The organism is Arthrobacter sp. 05T444 (assembly GCF_056395905.1).
On sequence record NZ_JBFTKK010000004.1, the window covers coordinates 87,684 to 109,720 of the forward strand.

Sequence of the window (22,037 nt, forward strand, 5' to 3'; positions counted from 1 at the left end):
TTAATCCCCGACGGCGGCCTGCAGCTTGACCGGCCCTGGCCGGGGCCGGTTGTGCGGAGAGAGGGATGCGGACCGAGCTAGGCGGAAGGCCAGCCCGTGTAGGCCTCGGCAAGGTAGGCCTGCCCGTGCCGGGACGACACCACCGAGTTGAGCTCGCCCAGCTGGCGCGCCCGGGAGAAATCATCGGCGTCCGCCGGGGTGTGCAGCATGGACGTCATCCAGTACGAGAACTGCTGCGCCTTCCACACGCGGTCCAGGGCGCGGTCGCTGTACGAATCCAGCAGGACCGACGAGCCGGTCCTGTAGAAGCTGTCGAGGCCCTCGAACAGCACTTTGACGTCGTGGATCGCCAGGTTCAGGCCCTTGGCGCCGGTGGGCGGCACGGTGTGCGCGGCATCCCCGGCCAGGAAGAGCTTGCCGTGGCGCATTGGCGTGTGGACGAAACTGCGGAACTTCAGGACCATCTTATCGATCACTGGCCCTTCCTTAAGCTCGAAACCGTTGCCATTGACCCGGCTCCGGAAGGCCTCCCAGATCCGCTCCTCGCTCCAGTTGTTCACGTCCTCGTTCGGGTCGCACTGGAAGTACATCCGCTGGACGGTTTCCGTGCGCTGGCTGATCAGTGCGAAACCCTTCTCAGAGTTGGCATAGATGAGTTCGTCGGAGCTGCGGGGCGCCTCGGCCAAGATGCCGAACCAGGCGAAGGGGTACTCGTGGAAGTACCACTGGCGGTGCGCTTCGGGGATCTGGAACCGGCAATGGCTGCGGGAACCGTCCGCGCCGGCGATGAAGTCTGCCTGCAGTTCGTACTCAACCCCGTCGGCGTCCGTGAACCACACCCTGGGATTGCCCTCGATGTCGTGCACCGTGGTGTCCGTGACGCTGTAGCGGACGTCTCCGGCGTCGGCCTCCCTGCGGGCAGCGAGGTCCATGAAAACGTCAGTCTGCGGGTAGAGCCAGACACTCTCCCCCACCAGGTCCTTGAAGTCGATGCGGTGGCTCTCACCGTTGAAGCGCAGTTCGATGCCATCGTGCCTGTCGCCGTCGCGGAGCACCCGGTCGGAGACTCCGCTGTCCACGAGCATGTTGACCGTGCCGTGTTCCAGGATGCCGGCGCGAACGGTCTCGGAGATCTCCTGGCGGCTGCGGATCTCGATCACAGTGGATTCGATGCCCGCCGTCGCCAGCAGATGGGAAAGCATGAGGCCGGCGGGGCCTGCGCCCATGATGGCCACCTGGGTGGTGATGATTTTGCGTGCTGCCATGTCGTTCCTCGCTTCGTCGCGGGGCCCTCTGCTGGATCACTCTGGACCACTGGGCCGTAAGTTCTTGTGGCTAACAGTGTGCGCCGGGGAGTGTGTTCGGCGTTACAAGGATTCCGTTGATCGGAATTGAGTCAACGTGCCGGCGTCACCAAGCCGCCGCCCGATGCCGCGGGCCGCGGTCTGCAACGCCGGGACCAGGGCCTGGAGCCGCACCTCCCGCAGGGGAACAACTACGCCGAGCGCGGCGACCGCCAGTTTCCGGCCGTCCAGCACGGGGACCGCAATGCCCCACGTATCGGGGTCGATCACACCGGCCAGCTGGGCATAACCCTGATGGGCGGCCTCGCTGAGCAGTGCCCGGAGTTCCTCCGCCGTCACCTTTCCGGCCGGATCAGTGAACTGCTCAAGGTATTCCGTCTGGACGGACCGGGGCTGGTGCGACATCAGCGCCAGCCCGGCCGAGGACACGTGCACGGCCAGGCGCCCGGCGATCTGGGCACGGTTTGCCACGGAACCACGGTGGGACAGGCGCTCCACAAAGAGCGCCTCCCAGCCGTCGAGCACGGCGAGGTTCACGTTTTGGTTGAGCACATGCTGGATGTCTTCCATGAACGGCATTGCCGCCTGGCGCAGCGCCAGGGTGGGCGAATTGCGGTTGACCAGCTCCCACAGCCGCAGGCCCAACCGCACCGAGCCGCCGGCCCCGGCCTCGAGCAGGCCGTGCTGTGCCAGCTGCCGGACCAGCCGGTGGGCCGTGGTGAGGGGCAGCCCCGCCCGCTCGGCCAGCTCCGAGAGTTGCAGGACGCTGACACCCTCGGGAAAGGCTGCGATGACGCGGACCACCCGGTCCACCACCGAGTCTCCGGAAACTGAGTTGGCCAAGGCGTTCTGCTTCCATTCAACGGTATAAATTGTCCCAGATTACACCCGTGGGTGATACAACTCTCATGTCGGACGACGCCGCGGCCTGCGCGGCCGCCCGACCAGTTGCGCAGTTTCCGCTGCCGGACAGTCACTCGAGACCACTACTCGGACCTATGGCTCGAAGCAGTGGCTCCGGACAGCCCCCACAGACAGGCTCCACCCGAACAACTCAACCCGAACAACGAGGTTCCGATGTCAACGCTCTCAGTCGCCCGCCGTTCACAGTGGCCCGTTTGGCTTTGCTGGCTGGCCATGATGCTGGACGGATTCGACCTGGTGGTGCTGGGCACCGTCATTCCCACCCTGATCAAGACCCACGAACTCGGCTTCGACGCCGTGGGAGCCACTTATGCAGCCACCATCTCCCTCGTTGGCGTGGGCATCGGCGCGCTGTTCATTGCTCCCCTCTCCGACCGGTTCGGACGCCGCCGCCTGCTCGTGGCGTGCGTAGCCTGGTTCTCCCTCTTCACCATCGCCGTGGTGTTCGCCCCCAACGTGGCTATGTTCGGCGTTTTCCGGCTCCTCGCCGGCGTGGGCCTCGGCGCCTGCCTGCCGGCTGCACTGGCGTACATGAACGACTACGCCCCGGCCGGCACCGCCGGGAAGTCCACTACCCGGACCATGACCGGCTACCACGTGGGCGCCGTGGCCACTGCGTTTCTAGCCATCATGGTGGTGCCGGACTGGCGCATCATGTTCGTGGTGGGCGGACTTGCCGGCTTCGTTCTGGTGCCGTTCCTCTGGTTCCGGCTCCCGGAAACACTGCCCCCTGTACATGCGCAGGAGGGCGCCGAACTCCAGGACGCGGAAGTCCGCCCGCCCCAGACGAACGCCCGCACACACCGCCCGATCGCAGTCCCCGCCGCCGAGCCCGAGGCTGCGCCTGCGTCCCTGCTGCCCGCCGATCCGGCCGGCCAACGCGCCAGCTTCCGCGACCTCACAAAGAAGCCCTATCCGCTGGTGGCACTCGGCATTGCAGTGGCATCGTTCATGGGGCTCCTCCTCGTGTACGGCCTGAATACCTGGCTGCCGCAACTCATGTCCGCTGCCGGATACACCGTAAGCACCGGGCTGGTCCTGCTGCTCGTGCTCAACGTCGGCGCCGTGGTGGGCCTGATCGTGGCCGGCATCCTGGCGGACAAGCACGGCACCAAGAAGATCGTCCTGCTCTGGTTTGGCCTCTCCGCCGTTTTCCTCGCCGTGCTCAGCGTCAAAATCCAGAGCGAGTTCCTCCTCAACGCCGCCGTCTTTGTCACAGGCGTCTTCGTCTTCAGCTCGCAGGTCCTGGTCTATGCCTGGGTCAGCCAGCTCTTCCCGGCCCGGCTCCGCGGGACCGCCCTCGGCTTCGCCGCCGGCGTGGGACGCTTTGGCGCCATCATGGGCCCTGCCGTGACCGGGACGCTGGTGGCGGCAGGCATCGCGTACCCGTGGGGCTTCTACGTCTTCGGCGCTGCGGCCCTCCTGGCCGTCGTCGCACTGGCGACCGTCCCCCACGCGATCACTGCGGCACGAACCTGATCTCCGTTTGACCGGCCCTTGAGCGCATGACCGGCCCCGCCAGGGCCGGTCGTGCGGGCCAGGGCCGGTCAAACGCGCGAGGGCGGCGAGTACTCTAGGAACACCAAGCGCACTTACCATCGCTGGAGGGTGAACCGATGACGGACCGGATTACGGAGATCTGGGGCGAGCGAACACCTTATGGGAGCGGCCAGGACTGGCCCGAGCGGGTGGACCAGTTCCTGGCGGAGGGGCTGACCGGGGACGACGTGGACCAGTGGGTGCAGTCGGCCTGCGTCCTGTGCAGCAACGGCTGCGGGTGTGACATCGCCGTCAAGGACGGCCGCATGGTGGGCATCCGCGGCCGCGTGCAGGACCGGGTGAACCGCGGCCGGTTGGGGCCCAAGGGGCTGTACGGAAGCTGGCAGGGCGAGACTCACAAGGACCGGCTGACCCGCCCGCTGATCCGGGTGGACGGCCAGCTCGTGGAGACGGACTGGGACACCGCCATGGGCCGGATCGTGGACCGGAGCAAGGACCTGCTGGCCAGCAAGGGACCGCTCAGCCACGGCTTCTACACCAGCGGCCAGCTGTTCCTGGAGGAGTACTACGCCCTGGGAATCCTTGGCAAGGCCGGGATCGGAACGCCGCACATGGACGGCAACACGCGGCTGTGCACCGCCACTGCCGCCGCGGCCTTGAAGGAATCCTTCGGCGCGGACGGCCAGCCGGGCAGCTACACGGACATAGACCACTGCAGCGCCATGTTCCTGTACGGCCACAACATGGCCGAGACGCAGACGGTTCTCTGGTCACGGGTGCTGGACCGGCTGGACGGCCCCAACCCGCCGCGGCTGGTGTGCGTGGATCCGCGCGACACGGAGGTGGCCCGCCGCGCCGAGGTGCACCTGCCGGTTCATCCGGGGACGAACCTTGCGCTGATGAACGGCCTGATCCGCGAACTCTTCACCAACGGTTGGATCGACGAGGACTACATTGAGCGGCACACGGCCAACGTGGAGCAGCTGCGCAGCGTGGTGGACCCCTGGACGCCGGAAAGGGTTGCCGAAACGTGCGGTGTGGACGCTGCGGACGTCCGCCGCGCCGCCGAAATTTTCGGTACGAGCGACAGGGTGCTCTCCACGGTGCTTCAGGGCTTCTACCAGTCGGCCCACGCCACGGCATCGGCCTGCCAGGTCAATAACCTGCATCTGCTCCGCGGCATGCTGGGCTCCCCCGGCCGCGGCGTCCTGCAGATGAACGGCCAGCCCACCGCGCAGAACAACCGGGAATGCGGCGCCGACGGCGATCTGCCCGCCTTCCGCAACTGGGAGAACGAGGAGCACGTCCGGGAGCTGGCCGGTATCTGGAACGTGGACCCCGGCATCATCCCGCACTGGGCATCTCCCACCCATGCCCTGCAGATCTTCCGCTACGCCGAGCAGGGATCGATCGGGCTGCTGTGGATCTCGGCGACGAATCCGGCAGTGTCGATGCCGCAGCTGAGCCGGATCCGGGACATCCTCCGGAAGGACAGCCTCTTCCTGGTGGTGCAGGACATCTATCTTTCCGAGACCGCCCAGTGCGCCGACGTCGTCCTCCCATGCGCGGCCTGGGGCGAGAAGACCGGAACGTTCACGAACGTGGACCGCACCGTCCATCTGTCCGAAAAGGCCGTGGATCCGCCGGGCGAGGCGAAGAGTGATCTTGATGTCTTCCTCGACTATGCGCGCCGGATGGAGTTCAAAGACAAGGACGGCCGGCCGCTGCTTGACTGGTCGGGCCCGGAAGACGGCTTTGAAGCATGGAAGGAGTGCTCCCGCGGCCGGCCCTGCGATTACACCGGGCTCAGCTACGCGAAACTGAAGGGCGGCAGCGGCATCCAGTGGCCCTGCACCGATGCGCATCCGGACGGCATCGAGCGCCTTTACACCGACGGCGAATTCCCCACCACCCCGCAGTATTGCGAGTCCTACGGGCACGATCTCCTCACCGGCGCCACCACCGGCGAAACCGTCTACAAGGCAACGGTCCAGCCCGGAAAGGCGTGGTTCAAGGCACTGGACTACAGTCCGCCGCACGAGGAGCCCGACGCCGACTACCCGCTGCGATACACCACCGGCCGGACGGTTTATCACTTCCACACACGCACCAAGACCGGCCGCAGCCGCCGCCTGAACGACGCCGCCCCCGAGCCGTGGATCGAAATGTCCGTCCAGGACGCGGCAAGCGCCGGCTGCAAGGAAGGGGACATCGTCCGGGTCACCTCGCGCCGTGGCCGCCTCGAAGTGCCCGTGCGGGTCGGGGACATCCGCCCGGGTACCGTTTTCGCACCGTTCCACTACGGGTACTGGGACACGCCCGACGGCGGAACGTCCGAGGGTGGTTCGCCCGCCAGCCCCACCCGGGCGGCCAACGAACTCACCATCACCGAATGGGATCCGGTGTCCAAGCAGCCGGTCTTCAAGAATGCCGCGGTCCGGGTCGAAAGGTTGCGTGCCGGCGACGGGCCGTCCAAGGCGCCGGACACCGCGGCATCCCGCCCTGCCACAGGAGGCCAGCCGTGAAACTGCCTGTCTACATCGGTATGCTCGACGAGGCGGAGGCGACCCTGGCGGCATCGTTCCGGGTGGTCGCCGAGGGCCACGTGGACGAGCCCGACGTGCACTTAATCCTTCAGACGCTGGCCAAGAAGTGCGACGTCCACCGCGAAGCCCTGAAGCCGGTCATCGAACGCTACGGCGAAGATGTCGAGGGCGAAGAGGAGCACCGCCTGACGGCCAACGGCGTGACGGAGGTCCGCTCGGGGCCCCTCGCCCTGCTGCTGGATCTGCAGGACCTGTACGTGCTGGTCCATCACATCGATGTCACCTGGATGTTGGTGGGCCAGGCCGCCCAGGGGGACCGGGACGAGGAACTCCAGCGCATAGTGAAGCAATGCGAGGGAGACACTGACCTGCAGATCGGGTGGCTCAAGACGCGGATGAAACAGGCGGCACCGCAGGCCCTCCTCGTGGCCGAATGAGGCTCGGCCGCATGAGGGCTAGCGCCGCAGCCGCGCCCAGGCGGTAGGCGCGAGCACCACGGCAATACCGACGGCGGCGCCAATCACCGTTTCCACGATCCGGTCCCGGAGCAGGAGATCCGGGTGAGCCGGAGCCGCCAACAGGGTCGAGATCAGCGCGAGCGGCGTCACGAAGACCTGCGCCAGGACGTAGTTGCGGGCGATAAACAGCTCGGCGCCGAACTGGCAGAGTGCGATCACGAGGACGGTCTGCCATGGCACGGGATGCAGCAGCAGGATGCCCGCGAGCAGGATGAGGCCAAGCACTGTGCCGATGATTCTCTGGACGCCGCGCGCGACGCGGTGCCGCGTAGTGCGGCCCACCAGGGGAACCACGGCCGCCACCATGGCCCAGTAGTTGTGGCCAAACCCAAGCCACTGCCCCACGAGGGTTGCCAGGGACCCGGCCAGGCCTGCCGCGACCAGGTAGCCCACGGCCTCAAGCCACGCGGACCGCCGCTCGTCCGGCGTGATCCTCACGGGCGGAGGCATGTCCCACGGCGTCCGGCGGCTGCGCAGCACCCGGGAGGACAGGCCCAGCAGCAGGCAGAAGACCGTGGTCAGAAGGGCCACCAGCATGCATTGCCACAGCGGCGGCTGGTTGGGGATGGAGGCGATCGCGGCGAAGGCGAAGATGTGAAAGAGGGAGCCGGCCGGCCGGTGCCGCCACCTGGCGATGACCAAGGAGCAGGCACCGGCAACCAGCGTGGTGGCCAGGACCAGGAGCCAGCTGCTCGCGGACGCCGAGAGCCCCAGCGCGTCGCTGCTCCGGGCCGACAACGTGGCCAGGAGCATGACCAGGAGCATGAGCGACCCGGCCCGCACCTGGATGAACAGACGCTTCCTGTGCAGCTCACCGCGGCCGTAAATCCCTGTGAACGCACCGAATGACGCAAAGATTGCCAAGTCCAGGCGGTCCAGCAGCACGAGGGTGATCAGCGGGACGAAGACCCCCACTGCGCACCGGATGGCGACGCGATGGTCCTTGTTTGCCGGAGCAACGGTGAACATCTCGGCCAGCAGCTTCACGGTGGATTGGCGCCTTTCGTAGCGGTTAGGAACTCACGACGGCGGCGCTGGCGTCCGATTGTAAGTTTACTTGGCTGCTACCCTCCCTCCCGGTGAAACGGGGAGTCGATGGTGTTGCGTTTGTCTCCGTCAGTCGAGCGAGCGGCCCCGCGCGTCCACCACGACAACCTCGAAGGTCTTCGCGTTCGGAACCCCGAACTTGGCGTTGACGGCGGCGAGGTCATCGCCGAAGAGTGCAACCGTCGTCGGGACGTTGAAGTGCTGGCTCTTAATGACCCCGCGCAACTTTGCGGTTGATTCGTGGAAGTTCACGCGGAGGCGGCTGATCTGGTTGGAGGCGTTCTGCACAGCCCAGACCGTGCTGCCCTTCACCAGGATGCCGTCGACATTCGGCAGTTTCACGCCCTTGATTTCGGCACTCGCCCCGGTCCGTGGGCTGACCGTGTACAGCGCCTTGTTGTCGGAGTGGGAAACCACCAGTCGGCGCGCGTCACTGGAATAGGCGATGCCGTTGAGGTTGAAGCCTTTCGTGAGCGCGGCTGCCGGCCCTGTCAGCTTCAGAGTCCGGAGTTTGCCAAGGCCACCGTCGTGACCAACGGGGACGAAGTACAGCTCAGCCGCCTGGGAGTTGGTGAACCAGGCGCCATCGGAGGTCAGAGCCACGTCGTTGATGAAAGACGCCTTCTTCGTTAGTTGGTACGTCTTGACCGTCTTCTTGGTCTCGGTGCTGTACACATAGGCCTGACCGGTGGGCCCGCCGGCAACGAAGAGAAGGTCGTTCCGGGTATCGGCCTTCATGCCCACCGCCACCCGGCCGTCAGGCACGTCGATGAACTTCTTCGCGGTGCCCTTGTGGATGTCGCCGCGGAATATGTCCCCAGTGACAAGGTCGCCCGCGAAAAAGGTGTTGTCTTCGCCGGCCGCGATGCCTTCAGCACCTTTGGCGCCGGGAAGGACGATGACCGAGTGTCCGTCCTCTGACTGCGGCTGGCTGGCGGCCATGACGGGTGCCGGGACCAGCAGCGACGCCAGGGCGATCAGCCCGATGGCGGCACGGCGGCGTGCAGAACCAGAATTTCCTGTGCTGTGGCGCATTTTGCTCTCCGGAGTTGGCTGTGTTCCGTGCGAGCTGGCCGGTGCACGGGAGCTCCGCACGATGGTCTCTTCAGTGTAGATTCGGCCGTTATGGCTGGCCAGAGCGCGACGCAACAGGAAACCCCTGTCCGGCCGGAAATTCTTCCCGAGATCGGAACCCCCGGGCAATGCTCCCGTAACAGCAGCCAGACACGATGAAGGCATGAAGCCTAAAGCACCGATTCCTGCCGCGGCTGAATTGAGCTGCGAAGTGTGCGGCCAGATGCCCGAGCCTCCCAAGACCCGCCTCACGGTGGCCAATGTCGCCGTCATGCTCCCCATCGAACTGCTGGTCCATGCCCTGGTGGTGCAGACACACCTGCCCTACCTGGCAAAGGTCCTGGTCCTCACGCTCACGGCCACCGTCCTGGTGATCTGGGTGGCGGAACCGTCGGCGGCGCGGATCCTGCGGCGCTGGCTTCACGCGCCCGCGCTGCGGCACCGGCGCCGGCTTGGCGCCGCTCCTGCCCTGTGGCGGGCCAGGACCGTTCTGCGGGACCAGCCCGGCTCCCTGAAGAAAATCACCCGGTCGCTGGCGCTGCTGGACACCAATATCCTGAGCATTCATGTCCATCCCGTCCGCGGCGGCGTGATGGACGAATTCGTACTGTCGGCACCCGGGGAACTTGGCGAGCGCGAGCTGCTCGACGCGCTTGAAGACGGCGGCGGCAGGCATCCGCAGGTGTGGCCGACCACCGCCCTGGCGATGGCTGACGGGCAGACCAAGGCGCTGAGCCTCGCTGCGCGCATCGCCGCGACTCCCGGGGAGCTTCCGCTGGCTGTCGCCGAGCTGCTGTCCGCACGGATCCTCGATCCCGGTGCCGAATCCGCCCAGCTTCCGGGGGAAACGAACGACGCCGGGACCCTCCTTAAGATTCCGACGGCATGGCACGGACCCATCACCTTCTACCGCCCGGGCGAGCCTTTCACGCCCGCCGAATCGGCCCGGGCGCACCGGCTCGCGGAACTCGCCGAGATCCTGGCGCATGTGCCGGCGACTGAGGAAGGGATCCGTCCGGCGACCGCGCAGTCAAGTTAGACGGCGTAGCCAGGCCAGAGACAAGCCGCCGGCGGAAGCCGGCGGCTTGTTCCCTTGCGTCCGGGCATTTCAAGCGCGTCCGGGTCTTGGCCAGTCACAATCGGTAAATAGGGCCGGCGGCGGCCATCTGTCCCGAAACCCTTGACAGTGGGCCGCATCACTTCTACCTTGGATTTTGGGATCCCAAAACGGGATCCCAAATGAGATCCGAACAGGATCCCAGGAACATCAGGTATCGCCAGTGCTTCCGCCACTCAGACTTTGCCCTCCAGAATTCCCGCCGCCCACCCCGCGGCCGCACGTCTCCACCAGCATCACCCCCCAACAAATTTCAGATTCATCCAGCTCGATTCCCTGTCCGTAAACTTCCCCGTGAAGGAGAAGCTGTGTCCATTCCCAATACCGAAACAGTGACCGCAGAGGCTCAAGGCACCACCGGCCCCTCAGCCAACGGCAAGCCCGGCAAGGACGGCGTGCAACGGCGCACCAACGTCCGCTGGAAAATGTTCCTGCTCCTGCTCGTCCTGGTTTCCGTCAACTACATCGACCGGGGCTCCATCTCGGTAGCCCTGCCCATCATCCAAAAGGAGTTCAATCTCGCCCCTGAGCTTGTGGGCCTGCTGCTCTCCGCATTCTTCTGGACCTACGCCCTCATGCAGATCCCGGTCGGCCTGCTGATCGACAAGTTCGGTCCCCGCAAGGTGATGACCGCCTCCTGCGTTGGCTGGGGCGCCGCGACGGCCGCCTCGGGCATGGCCGGCGGCTTCCTGAGCATGTTCATCGCCCGCCTCGGCATCGGCATCACCGAAGCCGGCGTCATGCCGGCCGGCGGCAAGCTCAACGCCATCTGGATGCACAAGTCGGAGCGCGGCCGCGGTGCCACCATCCTGGACGCCGGTGCCCCGCTGGGTGCAGGCTTGGGCGGCATCCTCATCGCCGGCCTGATCGCCTCCACCGGCAGCTGGCGCAGTTCGTTCGTCATTGCCGGTGCCGCAACGGTCCTGATGGGCCTGGCCGTCTGGTGGTACGTCCGCGACAATCCGCGGCAGCACCGCGGCGTCAATGCCGCCGAAGCCGAGTACATCGAAGCCTCGCACGCTGCCGAGGATGCCGAAGCCGAGCTCGACGGCAGCAAGGGCAAGCGCGCCCTGCTGCCTTACCTGAAGTTCCGTTCCTTCTGGGCCATGTGCTTCGGCTGGCTCGGCTTCAACGGAGTGTTCTACGGCCTGCTGACCTGGGGCCCGCTCTACCTCGCCCAGGCCAAGGGCTTTGACTTGAAGACCATTGGCTGGTCCACGTTCGTGATCTTCGGGGCCGGCTTCGTGGGTGAAATCCTGGGCGGCACCATCGCGGACAAATGGCGGGCAACCGGCGCCTCGGCCAACCTCGTGATGCGCACACTCCTGGGCATCTCCAGTGTCGTGGTCATCGGCGGACTGGTAGGCGTCACGGTGGTCGCAGATCCCACGACGGCGGTTGTCCTGCTGTCCGTGGTCATGTTCTTCCTCCGCTGGGTGGGCCTCTTCTGGAGCATCCCCTCCATCCTGGGCGGCCGGACCAACGCCGGCGTGCTGGGCGGCGCCATGAACTTCAGCGGCAACATCTCCGGCTTCGTCACCCCGATCGCCGTGGGACTGATTGTCGGCGCCACCGGCTCCTACACCTGGGCACTGCTTTACTTCGTCGGATCCGCCATCATCATGGGCGTCTCCGTCCTCACCCTGAACTACAACAAGCGGCTTCCTGTCTAGGCCAGCCAGCCTAAGCTAGGCACCGCAGCACCTCCTCCCGCCGCCGGGAGCGCAACGTCACCCGAGAATCCGAATGGAGCACCATGCTTACCGCAGAAGAGACCCAGGACAAGGAACGCCCCCTCCGCGAGGCCGTCCGGGATACCCTCCGCACCCGGATTTTTGAAGGGCACTACGCTCCCGGCACGCGGCTGGTGGAACGCGATCTCGCCACAGAATTCAATGTGTCACGGCTCCCCGTCCGGGAAGCCCTGCGCATGCTCCGCATGGAAGGCCTCATCAGCGACCGCGGTGCCCGGGGCGCAGAAGTCAGCAGCCTCAGCTCCAAGGACGTCGAGGATCTGTTCGACGTCCGGGAGTCGCTCGAGGTGCTGGCCTGCCGGCTGGCAGCCGTCCGCGCCACCGGGGAGGACCTCGCCCGCCTCAAGGGCCTGCTCGATGAGGCGGAGCGCTGCCTCACCAAAGGTGCCGTGATGGAGGCGCACCGCGCCAACAGCGAATTCCATGACGCCATCACCGGCATCGCCGACAACAACTTCCTCAAATCGGCGCTGGAACCCCTCCAGGGCCGCATGCACTGGCTTTTCCGCCACGTCAGCGACCTGCCGGAACTGATCCAGGAACACCGGGAACTTTACGGTGCGATCGCCAGCGGCGACCCGGACCGGGCGGCTGCCCAGTCAGCGTCGCACATCGGCAAGTACCGCGAGCAGTTCCCCGAGGACTTCCAGAAAACCGAACCCACGCTGCATCGGAAGAAAAAATGAAACTGCTCGTCATCAACCCCAACATCAGCGACGACGTCACCGCCCTCATCGAGTCCGAGGCCCTGCGCTCCGCCTCGCCGGATACCGAGCTGGTGGTCCGCACCGCCGGGCGCAGCGTGGAGTACATCGAAACCCGCTTTGAGTCCCTGATAGCCGCCTGTGCCGTCGCCGAGATCATTGCCGAGCACGCCGGCGAAGTCGACGGCGTCGTGGTGGCCGCGTTCGGCGATCCCGGCATGCCGGCTCTGAAGGAACTCGCCGACGTGCCCGTCATCGGCATCACCGAGGCAGCCCTCTGCGCGGCCGCCCTGCAGGGGCACCGGTTCTCCATCATCGCCATTTCGGACCGGATCCGGCCGTGGTATCTGGACTGCGTGGAGCGCTTCGGCCTCGGGGGCCGGCTGGCATCCATCCGTTCCATCAATGAATCCCTGAACGCCATCGGCTCCGTGCAGCAGGACTTCAAGGAAACGCTGCTGGCACTCAGCCGGCAGGCCGTCGCAGCGGACGGGGCCGACGTCGTCATCCTGGCAGGTGCGCCGCTCGCCGGACTTGCCCGCGAACTCCGGGGGCAGATCCCCGTCCCCGTGGTGGACGGCATCTCCGCCGGCATCCGCATGGCGGAGGCCGTGGTGGGGCTCCAGTCCGGACACCACCGCGCCGGCGCCTTCGCACCGCCGCCCGTCAAGGCCCGCAGGGGGCTCTCGGAAAACCTCGACGCCGCCCTCACCACAGCGCAGAACGCCGCCCAGAGCACAGCCCACGCCGCCGCGGCCCCGTCCCACTAGTCCAACCGGCCCCACCAGCTTCCCCTACCGGCTTCGTCCCAAGGAGGACAAAGATGTCCCGCACTCCAGAACTCGTCATCGCCAACGGCACCGTGGTCAACAGCTTTGGCCGCCAGAACGCCCACATTATCGTCCAGCACGGCAGGATCTCCCGGCTGGTCGATGCCTCCGAGCCCGCCCCCGCCGCTGCCCGCACCATCGACGCCACGGGCCGGCTCGTCATCCCCGGTGGCGTGGACGGCCACTGCCACGTGGCCCAGGTAACCGGACGCTTCCGGACCCTGGACGACTACCGCACCACCTCCACGGCAGCGCTGTGGGGCGGCACCACCACCATCATCGACTTCGGCATACCCCGCGACGCCCAGGAAACCCCGCTGGCAGCAGTGCTCAACAAGAAGGAGCTGGCGCGGGATTCCCGCTGCGACGTCGCCCTCCACGGCTCGGTGGTCAGCTGGGACGAGACGGTGCCGTGGCAGCTCGAACAGCTCGCCGCCAGGGGCGTCCGCTCGGTCAAGATGTACACCACCAACCGCGGCACCACCATGGCCGACGGGGACACCATCCTGAAGGTGATGCGCGAGATGGTCCGGCTGGACGGCCTCACCTATATCCACGCCGAACACGACCCCATCATCAGCGACTGCACGCAGCAGCATGCCGACGACGGCAGGATCGGCATCGAGCACCTGCACCGGACGCGCCCGGAGCTGGCCGAGGAAATCTCCGTCAAGGAAACGCTGGCCATGGCCGAATACACGGGCGCTCCCGTTTATTTCGTGCACCAGTCCACGCCCGGTGCCGTGGACCTGGTCAGCGAGGCCCGCGCCCGCGGCCAGGAGGCCTACTCGGAGACCTGCCCGCACTACCTCACCCTCGATGACTCCGTATACGGGGCGGCGTTTCCGGAGTGGTACGCCTGTTGCCCGCCGATTCGCAGCGCCGAAACCGTTGCCGCCCTGAAGGAACGGCTTGCCGCTGGCGCCATTCACACGGTCTCCTCGGACCATTCCTGCTACGACCTCTCCCAGAAGCGCGAGCGCACGGACGACATCCGTGCCATGCCGCACGGCCTGCCCGGCGTGGAAACACGGATGCCCGTCACGTTCAGCGCGATGATGGAATCCGCCGGGAACACCGTGGAGGACTTCGTTGAGGTCTTCTCCGCCGGACCGGCCCGGATCAACGCCGTCCCCCGCAAGGGGACCATCGCCGAGGGCTTCGACGCCGATCTCGTGGTCTTCGATCCCGCCGAACAACGCACCGTCGATGGCGCTAACCTGCACATGGGCACGGACTTCTCCCCGTTCGACGGCGTGGCACTCACCGGCTGGCCCGCGGTGGTGGTGTCAGCCGGACGCGTGGTGGTGGACGGCGACGGCTTCCACGATCCGGGACCCGTAGGCCGCTTCGTGGCCCGCAACGGCTTCCGCGAACACACCGCGGCAGCACCGGAACCGACCCCCGCGACCCTCTCTGCAGCACAGTAGGAGCATCCATGCCGTCCACAACTCGTAAGACCCGCATCGGCATGATCGTGCCGTCCTCCAACACCTGCCTGGAGCCGCAGAGCTACCGCATCCTGGGCGACCGGGATGACGTCACCATCCACTTCACGCGTATTCCCGTCACGCGGATCGCCCTCGACGATTCCTCGGACAAGCAGTTCGATCCGGCCGTCATGCGCGAAGCGGCCCGGCTGCTCGCGACGGCGGACGTGGACGTCATCGCCTGGAACGGCACCTCGGGCTCGTGGCTGGGAGCCGGCCATGACCGTGAGCTCGTTCGGGAAATTGCCGATGCCACCGGCGTTGCGGCCACGACGTCCACACTCGCCTATCTCGAGGCGTTCCGGTCCTTCGGCACCGAGCGGATCGGGCTGTTCACGCCGTACACGGAGGACGTCAACCACGCCATCATGGCGTCCTACGAGCGGGACGGCATCAAGACCCTCGGCCACCGGGCCCTGGGCCTGAGCGACAACGAGTCCTTCGGGCGGGTCACCGACCAGGAAATGCGGCCGGGCTCGCTGGACCTAGCGGCAGCCGCACCGGACGCCCTTATCTACCTGTGCACCAACCTTTACGGCGCCAACATCGCGGCGGAGATCGAGGCGGAAACCGGCGTTCCGGTGCTGGACTCGGTGGCCGTGACCCTGTGGCACTGCCTCAAACTTGCCGGGTCCCCCTTGCTCGCACCAAGGTGGGGCAGGCTGCTCGCGGACTGACCCCAGCCCGCTGGATTACAGCAGCCCGGACAAGGCAGACGGCGGCGGCCCGCCCACTGGGAGCGGCCCGCCGCCGTCGACATTTGACGCTGCAGCACGGCGCTGCCGTGCCGCTGCCACGCCGGGCGGGCTACATGCGGATCTTGAGTGCGCCGGGATCCAGCCTGATGGCCAGGTGCTTTCCGGCTCCCACGTGGTCACCGTCCAGCTGGAACTCCTGCTCGTGCTCCAGGGTCACCTCTGCGGACTTCCCCTGGAAGTACTCGGCCGATTCGGTCTCGTTCTTCCGCCGGCCAAAGATCCCGGCCGCCACGCCAAGCCAGCCGAGCCTGCCGCGGGGGGCAAGAATGAGCAGATCGAGGACACCGTCGTCGATCTTGGCCTCCGGAAAAATTTCGATTCCGCCCATGATCCGGCCGCAGTTGCCGATCATCACGCTGCGGATGCGGCGCTTGACCGGGTGTTTGCCGTCCACCTGAATGGTGGCCTTGACCGGCTTGCCGGGCAGCTTCCGGATTCCCGCCTCAACGTAGGCGAGCCAGCCCATGCGATCCTTGAGGACATCCACGGTGTCCGCCATGATCGCGGCGTCATAGCCCACGCCGGCCATCACCAGGAACACATTCTCGTCCTCGGAGTGGTCGAAGCTGCTCCTGACCACGTCCACGGTGCGTTCGGTGCCGTTCAGCACGTCGTACGCGGCTGCGACGGGGTCGCTGATGTCCACACCCATGTTGCGGGCCAGCAGATTCCCGGTCCCCAGGGGGATGAGCCCCAGCGGAGTGCCGGTTCCGGCGAGCACCTCGGCAACGCAGCGCACGGTTCCGTCGCCGCCGGCGGCGATGACGACGTCGACGCCCGCCTCCAGTGCCTCGCGCGCCTGCCCGACGCCGGGGTCCTCCTCCGTGGTTTCCAGCCAGAGCGGCTCCGCCCAGCCCTGTGTGTCACAGAGGCGGACCAGCGAGGCGCGGAGGTCGGAACCGACGGCCTTGACGGGGTTGATAACCACGGCTGCCCGTTGGGGTGAGGAGGCTTTGTTGGTTGTCATGGTGTCCTTCGACTTCAGTAAGGGCGGTTAGGCTGCGGAACTCAAATCGTAACCGCGTTGGCTGGAAATCCGCTGCAGCTGCCTACAGCGCTTTCACCGCCCCGAGCACCTTGGTAAGGGATTCCTTCGCGTCGCCGAACAGCAGCGTGGTCTGCGGCTCGTACATAAGATCGTTCTCGATCCCGGCGAATCCTGGCCGCAGTGAGCGCTTCAGGAAGACCACCTGCCGCGCGTCGGCGACTTCGAGGATGGGCATGCCATAGATCGGCGATCCGGAGGACGTCTTCGCGGCGGGGTTGACGACGTCGTTTGCGCCCACCACCAGCGCGACGTCGGCTGTCTTGAATTCGGAGTTGATCTCGCCCATCTCCTTAAGCGACTCATACGGCACATTGGCCTCGGCCAGCAGCACGTTCATGTGCCCGGGCATGCGCCCCGCCACCGGATGGATGGCGAAGTCCACCTTGATGCCGCGGGACTCCAGGGCCTGCGCCAGTTCGGCCGCGGTGTGCTGCCCCTGAGCCACGGCGAGGCCGTACCCGGGCACGATGATCACCCGCTGCGCGTAGCCCAGGAGCACCGCAACGTCCTCAGCGCTGGAGGAGCGCACGGGGCGGTCGCTCACCGCCGTCGACCCCGCCGTCGAACCTCCACGGAAGGCCCCGAACAGGATGCCGGCGACGCTGCGGCCCATGGCCGCCGCCATGGCCCGGGTGAGGATGGTGCCCGAGGCGCCCACCAGGGTGCCCGCCACCACCAGCAGCACGTTGCCCAGCACCAGGCCGGAGGCCGCGACCGCCAGGCCGGTGAAGGCGTTCAGCAGCGAGATCACAATGGGCACGTCCGCCCCGCCCACGGGCAGCACCAGCAGCACACCGGCCAGCAGCCCCAGCAGCAGGAGCACCAGCGCGAGCGCCAGGGAACCGCCAAGAACCACCGCGACGGCGGCGCCCACCGCCAGGAGCAGCACGCCGCCCATGAGCACCGGCAGGCCCGGGAACACCACCGGGCGGGTGGTCATCAGCTCCTGCAATTTAGCGAACGTGATGCCGGAGCCCGCGAAGGACACGGCTCCGACCAGCAGGGTGAAGACGATGGCCAGGCGCACCCAGGGATCGTCGGCTTCCGGGAGCTCGAGCAAGGCCACGAGCGCGGCCGCGCCGCCACCCACGCCGTTGAAGAGCGCCACGAGCTGCGGCATCTGGGTCATCTTGACGCGCCGGGCCACCGGTGCGGCAACCCCGGATCCCACCGCGATGGCACCCAGGATCCACGGGACGTTGTCCAGCCTGGCGGAGAAGAAGACAGTCACGACGGCGATCAGGGCGCCGAATGCGCCGATGAGGTTGCCGCGGCGTGCGGTTCGCGGCGAGTTGAGGCCCTTGAGGGCCAGGATGAAGCACGCGGCCGCGGCAAGGTACAGCAGCCCGGTGAGGGTGGGGTCGAGGAGTGTCACCGGGCGCCGTCCTTGCTGTCGGACGCTTCCGACCGCGGCCGGTGGCCATCCGGCGGGACCGGCCTGCCACCGTTGCCCCTGCGGCCCCGGAACATCTCCAACATCCGGTCCGTCACCACGAAGCCGCCCACCAGGTTGGCGGTCGCGAGAACCACTGCGAGCAGGGCCACGGCCAGCACCCAGGGATGCGCGGCCTGGCCGGCGACGATGATGGCGCCCACGAGGATGATGCCGTGGATGGCGTTGGCGCCGGACATCAGCGGCGTGTGCAGGGTGCTGGAAACCTTGGAAACCACCTCGAAGCCCACGAAGACCGCCAGCACGGTGATCGTCAGCAGGCTGATGCCGTCCATCACACCACCCCCTTGTTCTCGGACGCCTTCTCGGCCTCGTCTCCCTGGCCGAGCGCCGCGAGTGCCTCTGCCGTCTGCGCATGCCGCACCACGCCGTCGTGCGTCAGGCAGGCACCGGCCACCACGTCGTCGTCGAACTCCGGGGCCACCGTGCCGTCGCAGGTCATCAGTGCCAGGAGGTTGGCCACGTTCTTCGCGTAGAGCCGCGAAGCGTCTGCGGGCATGGCGGACGGGGCGTCCTTCAGCCCTACGAGGGTGACGGCACCTCTTCCGTCGGCGGTCGGAATGTGCACGTCCCTGCCCGGCAGGGAGCCCTCCACGTTGCCGCCGGACTCCGCGGCGAGATCGACGACGACGGATCCCGCGCGCATGCCCTGCACCATCTCCCTGGTCACCAGGAGCGGTGCCCGCCTGCCGGGGATGGCCGCCGTCGTGATCAGCACGTCCGCTTCGGCGACATGCGGAGCCAGGAGCTGGCGCTGCAGCGCGCCGCGGTCCGCGCTGAGCTCCCGCGCGTAACCGCCGGACGCCTCGGCCGTTTCAAGGTCCAGTTTGATGAAGGTGCCGCCCATCGACGTCACCTCTTCCGCAGAGGAGGGCCTGATGTCGTTGGCCGAGACGCGCGCGCCGAGCCTCTTGGCCGTGCCGATGGCCTGCAGGCCGGCCACGCCGACGCCGAGGACCAGCACCCGCGCCGGCGGGACGGTTCCGGCCGCGGTCATGAAGAGGGGGAAAAACCGGGGCAACCGGATGGCCGCCTCGAGCACACAGCGGTAGCCGGCCACGAGGGCCTGCGAGGACAGGGCGTCCATGGACTGGGCACGGGAGATCCGCGGCACGAGCTCCAGGGCGAACGAGGTGATGCCACCCTCGGCCAGCGCCCGGACGGTGGCCAGCTCGGACGATGGCGAGGCCAGGCCCACGGTGACGGCCCCCCGGCGCAAGGCCGCCGCCGTCGGAGGCTCAAGCGGGTGGACATGGGCGTACACGTCGAGGTCCCCGATGTCGAGGTCCTGCACAATCTGGGCGCCCGCCTGGCGGTAGTCGTCGTCACCGTGCCCGGCGAAGACCCCCGCCCGGGACTCAACCAGCACCTCGAGGCCCAGTCCCGCCAGCTGCTTCACGGTCTCCGGCGTGGCGGCAACCCGCCGCTCGCCCTCCCGGCGTTCCCGCGCTATGCCCAGCTTCACCCGCCACTCCCCTTCCAACGGGTGCAGCGGCTCCCGCGTCGTGCGCTCTTCCCCTCGGGGCTCTTGCCTTGGGGCGGAACTCGCAAAGCGGCGCTGCTGCACGTAGTTGGCTAGAGTCTATGGCCCAGCGGAGCTGCGCGGCAGTAGCGGGGGGCGTTACGGCTGGTGAACTCTTGGACCCGCCCGGGTCAGGCGTTCAGTGTCCGGTGGAGAAGTCCGAGGAAATCTTTTCCGCGGTGGCCACGATTTCCTTGCGCACGGAGTCCAGGAACGCCTCAGGGTCGGGCTGGGCCGCGACGGACTGGGCTTGGAGCGACACGTTGACCGCGGCCACGGCTTTGCTGCCGTGGTAGACCGGTGCGGCCACCGACATCAGGCCGAGTTCGAGCTCCTGGTCCAGCAGGCACCAGCCCTGGGCGCGCACGGTGTCCAGGACGGCCAGGAGGTCCTTCACGGTGCCGATGGCGCGGGGCGTGAGCGGCTTGATCTCGGCAGTCGACAGGTATTCCTTCAGCTGCTCGGGCGGGAGGGCGGCGAGGAGCACCCTGCCCATGGACGTGGCGTAGGCCGGGAAACGAGTGCCCACGGTGATGCCGATGTTCATGATCCGGCGCGTGGTGACGCGGGCGATGTACGCGATGTCCGTGCCGTCCAGCACCGCGGCCGAGGTGGATTCCCCCAGCTTGAGGGACAGCTCTTCGAGGTGCGGCTGGGCAAGCTGCGGAAGGGAGAGCCCGGAGAGGTAGGCGTACCCGAGCTGCAGCACCTGGGCCGTGAGCGCGAAGGTCTTGCCGTCGGTGCGGACGTAGCCGAGCTCCACGAGCGTGTGCAGGAAACGGCGGGCGGTGGCGCGGGTCAGGTCGGTGCGGGCGGCCACCTCGGTGAGGGTCATGACGGCGTGGTCGGTGTCGAACGAGCGGATCACGGCCAGGCCGCGCGCCAGCGACTGCACGTACTGGTCGCTGGCCGTGGGCGCAGCATCAGCTTTCGGCGTGCGGCGTGCCTTCGGTGCGGTCCCTGCTGCTGCGTCGGTCATGGTTATCTATCCTATTGGCGCGAACGAACACTTGCGGCCCCCTCCCCCTGGGCGCGAACGGGGATGAGGGGGTCGGGTTTCGACCGGCTCAACCAGCGACGGCGGGGGCTGCTGTGAGGGGCACCGGCACCAGGGCCTGAAGCTCCTCGAGGGTGCAGCCGAAAGTTTCGCGGACGGTGACGCCGTCGGGTCCCGTGAGGAACACCGCCTTGTCGGTGTACACCCGGGTCACGCAGCCCACGCCGGTGAGCGGGTAGGTGCACGCCTCGACGATCTTGGATGCGCCCTCGCGGGTCAGGAGCGTCATCATCACGAACACGTCCTTGGCGCCGGTGGCCAGGTCCATCGCTCCGCCCACGGCAGGAATCGCGTTCGGGGCGCCGGTATGCCAGTTTGCGAGGTCACCGGTCGCCGAGACCTGGAACGCGCCCAGGACGCAGATGTCCAGGTGCCCGCCGCGCATGATCGCGAACGAGTCGGCGTGGTGGAAGTAGGACGCCCCGGGCTGTTCGGTGACGGGGATCTTGCCTGCATTGATGAGGTCGCCGTCGATCTCGTCGCCCTCGGCGACCGGGCCCATGCCCAGCATGCCGTTCTCGGTGTGGAGCGTGATGTTCTGCTCCGGCTGAAGGTAGTTGGAGACCAGGGTGGGCTGGCCGATGCCAAGGTTCACGAAGGAGCCGGGCTTGATGTCCCGCGCCACCAGGCGCGCGAGGTCATCGCGGCCCATCGGCTTGTCCGAAGTCTGCAGGGTTTGGCTTGCTGTCTGTGCGTTCATCTCAGGCCACCTGTTCTGTCTTGCCGGCGGCGGTGTTCACGCGGACAATGCTGTTGACGTAAATGCCGGGGGTCACGACGTTCTCCGGGTCCAGGCCGCCCGTGGGGACGATCTCGGAGACCTGGACGATCGTGTGCTTGGCCGCTGCGGCCATGATCGGGCCGAAGTTCCGTGCGGTCTTGCGGTACACCAGGTTTCCGACGCCGTCGGCCTTGAGTGCCTTGATGAGGGCGACGTCGGCGTGGATGGGGGTCTCGAAGACCTGGCCGCGGCCGTCGATGATCCGGGTTTCCTTGCCCTCGGCCAGCATGGTGCCGTAGCCGGTGGGCGTAAAGAAACCGCCGATGCCCGCGCCGGCGGCCCGGATGCGCTCGGCCAGGTTGCCCTGCGGCACCAGCTCCAGCTCAATCTCGCCAGCCTTGTACTTGGCGTCGAAGTGCCAGGAGTCGGACTGCCGCGGGAACGAGCAGATCATCTTGCGCACCCGCCCTTCCTTGATCAGCAGGGCCAGGCCCTGGTCGCCCTGGCCGGCGTTGTTGTTCACCACGGTCAGGTCAGTCGCGCCGCCCTCCAGCAGCGCGTCGATCAGTTCAAACGGCTGGCCGGCGTTGCCGAACCCGCCGATCATCACCGTGGAGCCGTCCTTGATGCCGGCAACGGCCTCGCCGACGGTGTCAATGAAATGCAGCAT

The 22,037-nt window shown here is 67.2% G+C and carries 20 protein-coding genes; 9 read left to right on the top strand and 11 right to left on the bottom strand.

The window, feature by feature from the left end; genetic code table 11:
- Positions 1–77: 77 nt before the first annotated feature.
- Together AC1DD3_RS05640 and AC1DD3_RS05645 are read right to left on the bottom strand one after the other, a co-directional pair.
- Positions 78–1,265, bottom strand: a complete 1,188-nt coding sequence (locus tag AC1DD3_RS05640) for a 4-hydroxybenzoate 3-monooxygenase (protein ID WP_230120821.1) — start codon at positions 1,263–1,265, stop codon at positions 78–80.
- A gap of 102 nt (positions 1,266–1,367) precedes the next feature.
- Positions 1,368–2,147 carry an IclR family transcriptional regulator gene (locus tag AC1DD3_RS05645; RefSeq protein ID WP_476881157.1) on the bottom strand — a complete coding sequence of 260 codons (780 nt, stop codon included), beginning with the start codon at positions 2,145–2,147 and terminating at the stop codon, positions 1,368–1,370.
- 234 nt (positions 2,148–2,381) lie between these two features.
- On the opposite strand from AC1DD3_RS05645, the gene AC1DD3_RS05650 reads away from it, so the two are divergent.
- The 3 genes from AC1DD3_RS05650 to AC1DD3_RS05660 all read left to right on the top strand — a co-directional run bounded on the left by AC1DD3_RS05650 (position 2,382) and on the right by AC1DD3_RS05660 (position 6,711).
- A complete protein-coding gene (locus AC1DD3_RS05650) occupies positions 2,382–3,707 on the top strand; it encodes an MFS transporter (RefSeq protein WP_230120818.1) in 1,326 nt (441 codons plus the stop codon).
- 137 nt (positions 3,708–3,844) lie between these two features.
- Complete coding sequence (locus tag AC1DD3_RS05655) at positions 3,845–6,253, top strand: molybdopterin oxidoreductase family protein (RefSeq protein WP_476881158.1); 2,409 nt, start codon at positions 3,845–3,847, stop codon at positions 6,251–6,253.
- Complete coding sequence (locus AC1DD3_RS05660) at positions 6,250–6,711, top strand: hypothetical protein (RefSeq protein ID WP_476881159.1); 462 nt, start codon at positions 6,250–6,252, stop codon at positions 6,709–6,711. The genes AC1DD3_RS05655 and AC1DD3_RS05660 overlap by 4 nt, the downstream gene beginning before the upstream one ends.
- 18 nt (positions 6,712–6,729) lie before the next feature.
- Here AC1DD3_RS05660 and AC1DD3_RS05665 read toward each other — a convergent pair whose 3' ends face one another.
- The gene (locus tag AC1DD3_RS05665; RefSeq protein ID WP_476881160.1) at positions 6,730–7,779 is read right to left on the bottom strand and encodes an FUSC family protein; all 1,050 of its coding nucleotides are present in this window, start codon (positions 7,777–7,779) and stop codon (positions 6,730–6,732) included.
- A gap of 129 nt (positions 7,780–7,908) precedes the next feature.
- The gene (locus tag AC1DD3_RS05670; RefSeq protein ID WP_476881161.1) at positions 7,909–8,874 is read right to left on the bottom strand and encodes an SMP-30/gluconolactonase/LRE family protein; all 966 of its coding nucleotides are present in this window, start codon (positions 8,872–8,874) and stop codon (positions 7,909–7,911) included.
- Positions 8,875–9,076: 202 nt separating this feature from the next.
- Between AC1DD3_RS05670 and AC1DD3_RS05675 the strand changes: the two genes are divergently transcribed.
- The 6 genes from AC1DD3_RS05675 to AC1DD3_RS05700 all read left to right on the top strand — a co-directional run bounded on the left by AC1DD3_RS05675 (position 9,077) and on the right by AC1DD3_RS05700 (position 15,485).
- Positions 9,077–9,952 carry an amino acid-binding protein gene (locus AC1DD3_RS05675; protein WP_476881162.1) on the top strand — a complete coding sequence of 292 codons (876 nt, stop codon included), beginning with the start codon at positions 9,077–9,079 and terminating at the stop codon, positions 9,950–9,952.
- 386 nt (positions 9,953–10,338) lie between these two features.
- Positions 10,339–11,703, top strand: a complete 1,365-nt coding sequence (locus tag AC1DD3_RS05680) for an MFS transporter (RefSeq protein ID WP_230120002.1) — start codon at positions 10,339–10,341, stop codon at positions 11,701–11,703.
- Positions 11,704–11,786: 83 nt separating this feature from the next.
- On the top strand, positions 11,787–12,470 hold the full coding sequence (locus AC1DD3_RS05685; RefSeq protein WP_230120003.1) for a GntR family transcriptional regulator: 684 nt from the start codon (positions 11,787–11,789) through the stop codon (positions 12,468–12,470).
- On the top strand, positions 12,467–13,258 hold the full coding sequence (locus AC1DD3_RS05690; protein WP_476881163.1) for an aspartate/glutamate racemase family protein: 792 nt from the start codon (positions 12,467–12,469) through the stop codon (positions 13,256–13,258). The genes AC1DD3_RS05685 and AC1DD3_RS05690 overlap by 4 nt, the downstream gene beginning before the upstream one ends.
- 53 nt (positions 13,259–13,311) lie before the next feature.
- Positions 13,312–14,748, top strand: coding sequence for an amidohydrolase family protein (locus AC1DD3_RS05695; RefSeq protein ID WP_476881164.1), 1,437 nt, complete (start codon positions 13,312–13,314; stop codon positions 14,746–14,748).
- An 8-nt stretch (positions 14,749–14,756) separates the two neighbouring features.
- Complete coding sequence (locus AC1DD3_RS05700; RefSeq protein WP_476881165.1) at positions 14,757–15,485, top strand: maleate cis-trans isomerase family protein; 729 nt, start codon at positions 14,757–14,759, stop codon at positions 15,483–15,485.
- A 130-nt stretch (positions 15,486–15,615) separates the two neighbouring features.
- Here the strand turns inward: AC1DD3_RS05700 and AC1DD3_RS05705 are convergent, their stop codons facing one another.
- The 7 genes from AC1DD3_RS05705 to AC1DD3_RS05735 form a co-directional block, all read right to left on the bottom strand.
- A complete protein-coding gene (locus AC1DD3_RS05705; RefSeq protein ID WP_230120007.1) occupies positions 15,616–16,533 on the bottom strand; it encodes a diacylglycerol/lipid kinase family protein in 918 nt (305 codons plus the stop codon).
- 82 nt (positions 16,534–16,615) lie between these two features.
- Positions 16,616–17,989, bottom strand: a complete 1,374-nt coding sequence (locus AC1DD3_RS05710; RefSeq protein WP_230120008.1) for an NAD(P)(+) transhydrogenase (Re/Si-specific) subunit beta — start codon at positions 17,987–17,989, stop codon at positions 16,616–16,618.
- The gene (locus tag AC1DD3_RS05715) at positions 17,986–18,342 is read right to left on the bottom strand and encodes an NAD(P) transhydrogenase subunit alpha part 2 (protein WP_230120009.1); all 357 of its coding nucleotides are present in this window, start codon (positions 18,340–18,342) and stop codon (positions 17,986–17,988) included. The genes AC1DD3_RS05710 and AC1DD3_RS05715 overlap by 4 nt, the downstream gene beginning before the upstream one ends.
- A complete protein-coding gene (locus AC1DD3_RS05720) occupies positions 18,342–19,532 on the bottom strand; it encodes a Re/Si-specific NAD(P)(+) transhydrogenase subunit alpha (protein WP_476881166.1) in 1,191 nt (396 codons plus the stop codon). The genes AC1DD3_RS05715 and AC1DD3_RS05720 overlap by 1 nt, the downstream gene beginning before the upstream one ends.
- Before the next feature lie 196 nt (positions 19,533–19,728).
- Entirely contained in the window at positions 19,729–20,568 is an 840-nt protein-coding gene (locus AC1DD3_RS05725) for an IclR family transcriptional regulator domain-containing protein (protein WP_230120011.1), read from the bottom strand.
- An 88-nt stretch (positions 20,569–20,656) separates the two neighbouring features.
- Positions 20,657–21,346, bottom strand: a complete 690-nt coding sequence (locus AC1DD3_RS05730; RefSeq protein WP_476881167.1) for a 3-oxoacid CoA-transferase subunit B — start codon at positions 21,344–21,346, stop codon at positions 20,657–20,659.
- A gap of 1 nt (position 21,347) precedes the next feature.
- Positions 21,348–22,037: a 3-oxoacid CoA-transferase subunit A gene (locus tag AC1DD3_RS05735; RefSeq protein WP_230120013.1), complete on the bottom strand. Its 690-nt coding sequence runs from the start codon at positions 22,035–22,037 to the stop codon at positions 21,348–21,350.

Excerpts from the sequence above, each read along its gene's own strand:
- AC1DD3_RS05640 (WP_230120821.1), bottom strand. The coding sequence starts at position 1,265 with ATGGCAGCACGCAAAATCATCACCACCCAGGTGGCCATCATGGGCGCA.
- AC1DD3_RS05650 (WP_230120818.1), top strand. The coding sequence starts at position 2,382 with ATGTCAACGCTCTCAGTCGCCCGCCGTTCACAGTGGCCCGTTTGGCTT.
- AC1DD3_RS05655 (WP_476881158.1), top strand. The coding sequence starts at position 3,845 with ATGACGGACCGGATTACGGAGATCTGGGGCGAGCGAACACCTTATGGG.
- AC1DD3_RS05670 (WP_476881161.1), bottom strand. The coding sequence starts at position 8,874 with ATGCGCCACAGCACAGGAAATTCTGGTTCTGCACGCCGCCGTGCCGCC.
- AC1DD3_RS05675 (WP_476881162.1), top strand. The coding sequence starts at position 9,077 with ATGAAGCCTAAAGCACCGATTCCTGCCGCGGCTGAATTGAGCTGCGAA.
- AC1DD3_RS05685 (WP_230120003.1), top strand. The coding sequence starts at position 11,787 with ATGCTTACCGCAGAAGAGACCCAGGACAAGGAACGCCCCCTCCGCGAG.
- AC1DD3_RS05690 (WP_476881163.1), top strand. The coding sequence starts at position 12,467 with ATGAAACTGCTCGTCATCAACCCCAACATCAGCGACGACGTCACCGCC.
- AC1DD3_RS05695 (WP_476881164.1), top strand. The coding sequence starts at position 13,312 with ATGTCCCGCACTCCAGAACTCGTCATCGCCAACGGCACCGTGGTCAAC.
- AC1DD3_RS05700 (WP_476881165.1), top strand. The coding sequence starts at position 14,757 with ATGCCGTCCACAACTCGTAAGACCCGCATCGGCATGATCGTGCCGTCC.
- AC1DD3_RS05705 (WP_230120007.1), bottom strand. The coding sequence starts at position 16,533 with ATGACAACCAACAAAGCCTCCTCACCCCAACGGGCAGCCGTGGTTATC.
- AC1DD3_RS05715 (WP_230120009.1), bottom strand. The coding sequence starts at position 18,342 with ATGGACGGCATCAGCCTGCTGACGATCACCGTGCTGGCGGTCTTCGTG.
- AC1DD3_RS05725 (WP_230120011.1), bottom strand. The coding sequence starts at position 20,568 with ATGACCGACGCAGCAGCAGGGACCGCACCGAAGGCACGCCGCACGCCG.
- AC1DD3_RS05730 (WP_476881167.1), bottom strand. The coding sequence starts at position 21,346 with ATGAACGCACAGACAGCAAGCCAAACCCTGCAGACTTCGGACAAGCCG.
- AC1DD3_RS05735 (WP_230120013.1), bottom strand. The coding sequence starts at position 22,037 with ATGCTGCATTTCATTGACACCGTCGGCGAGGCCGTTGCCGGCATCAAG.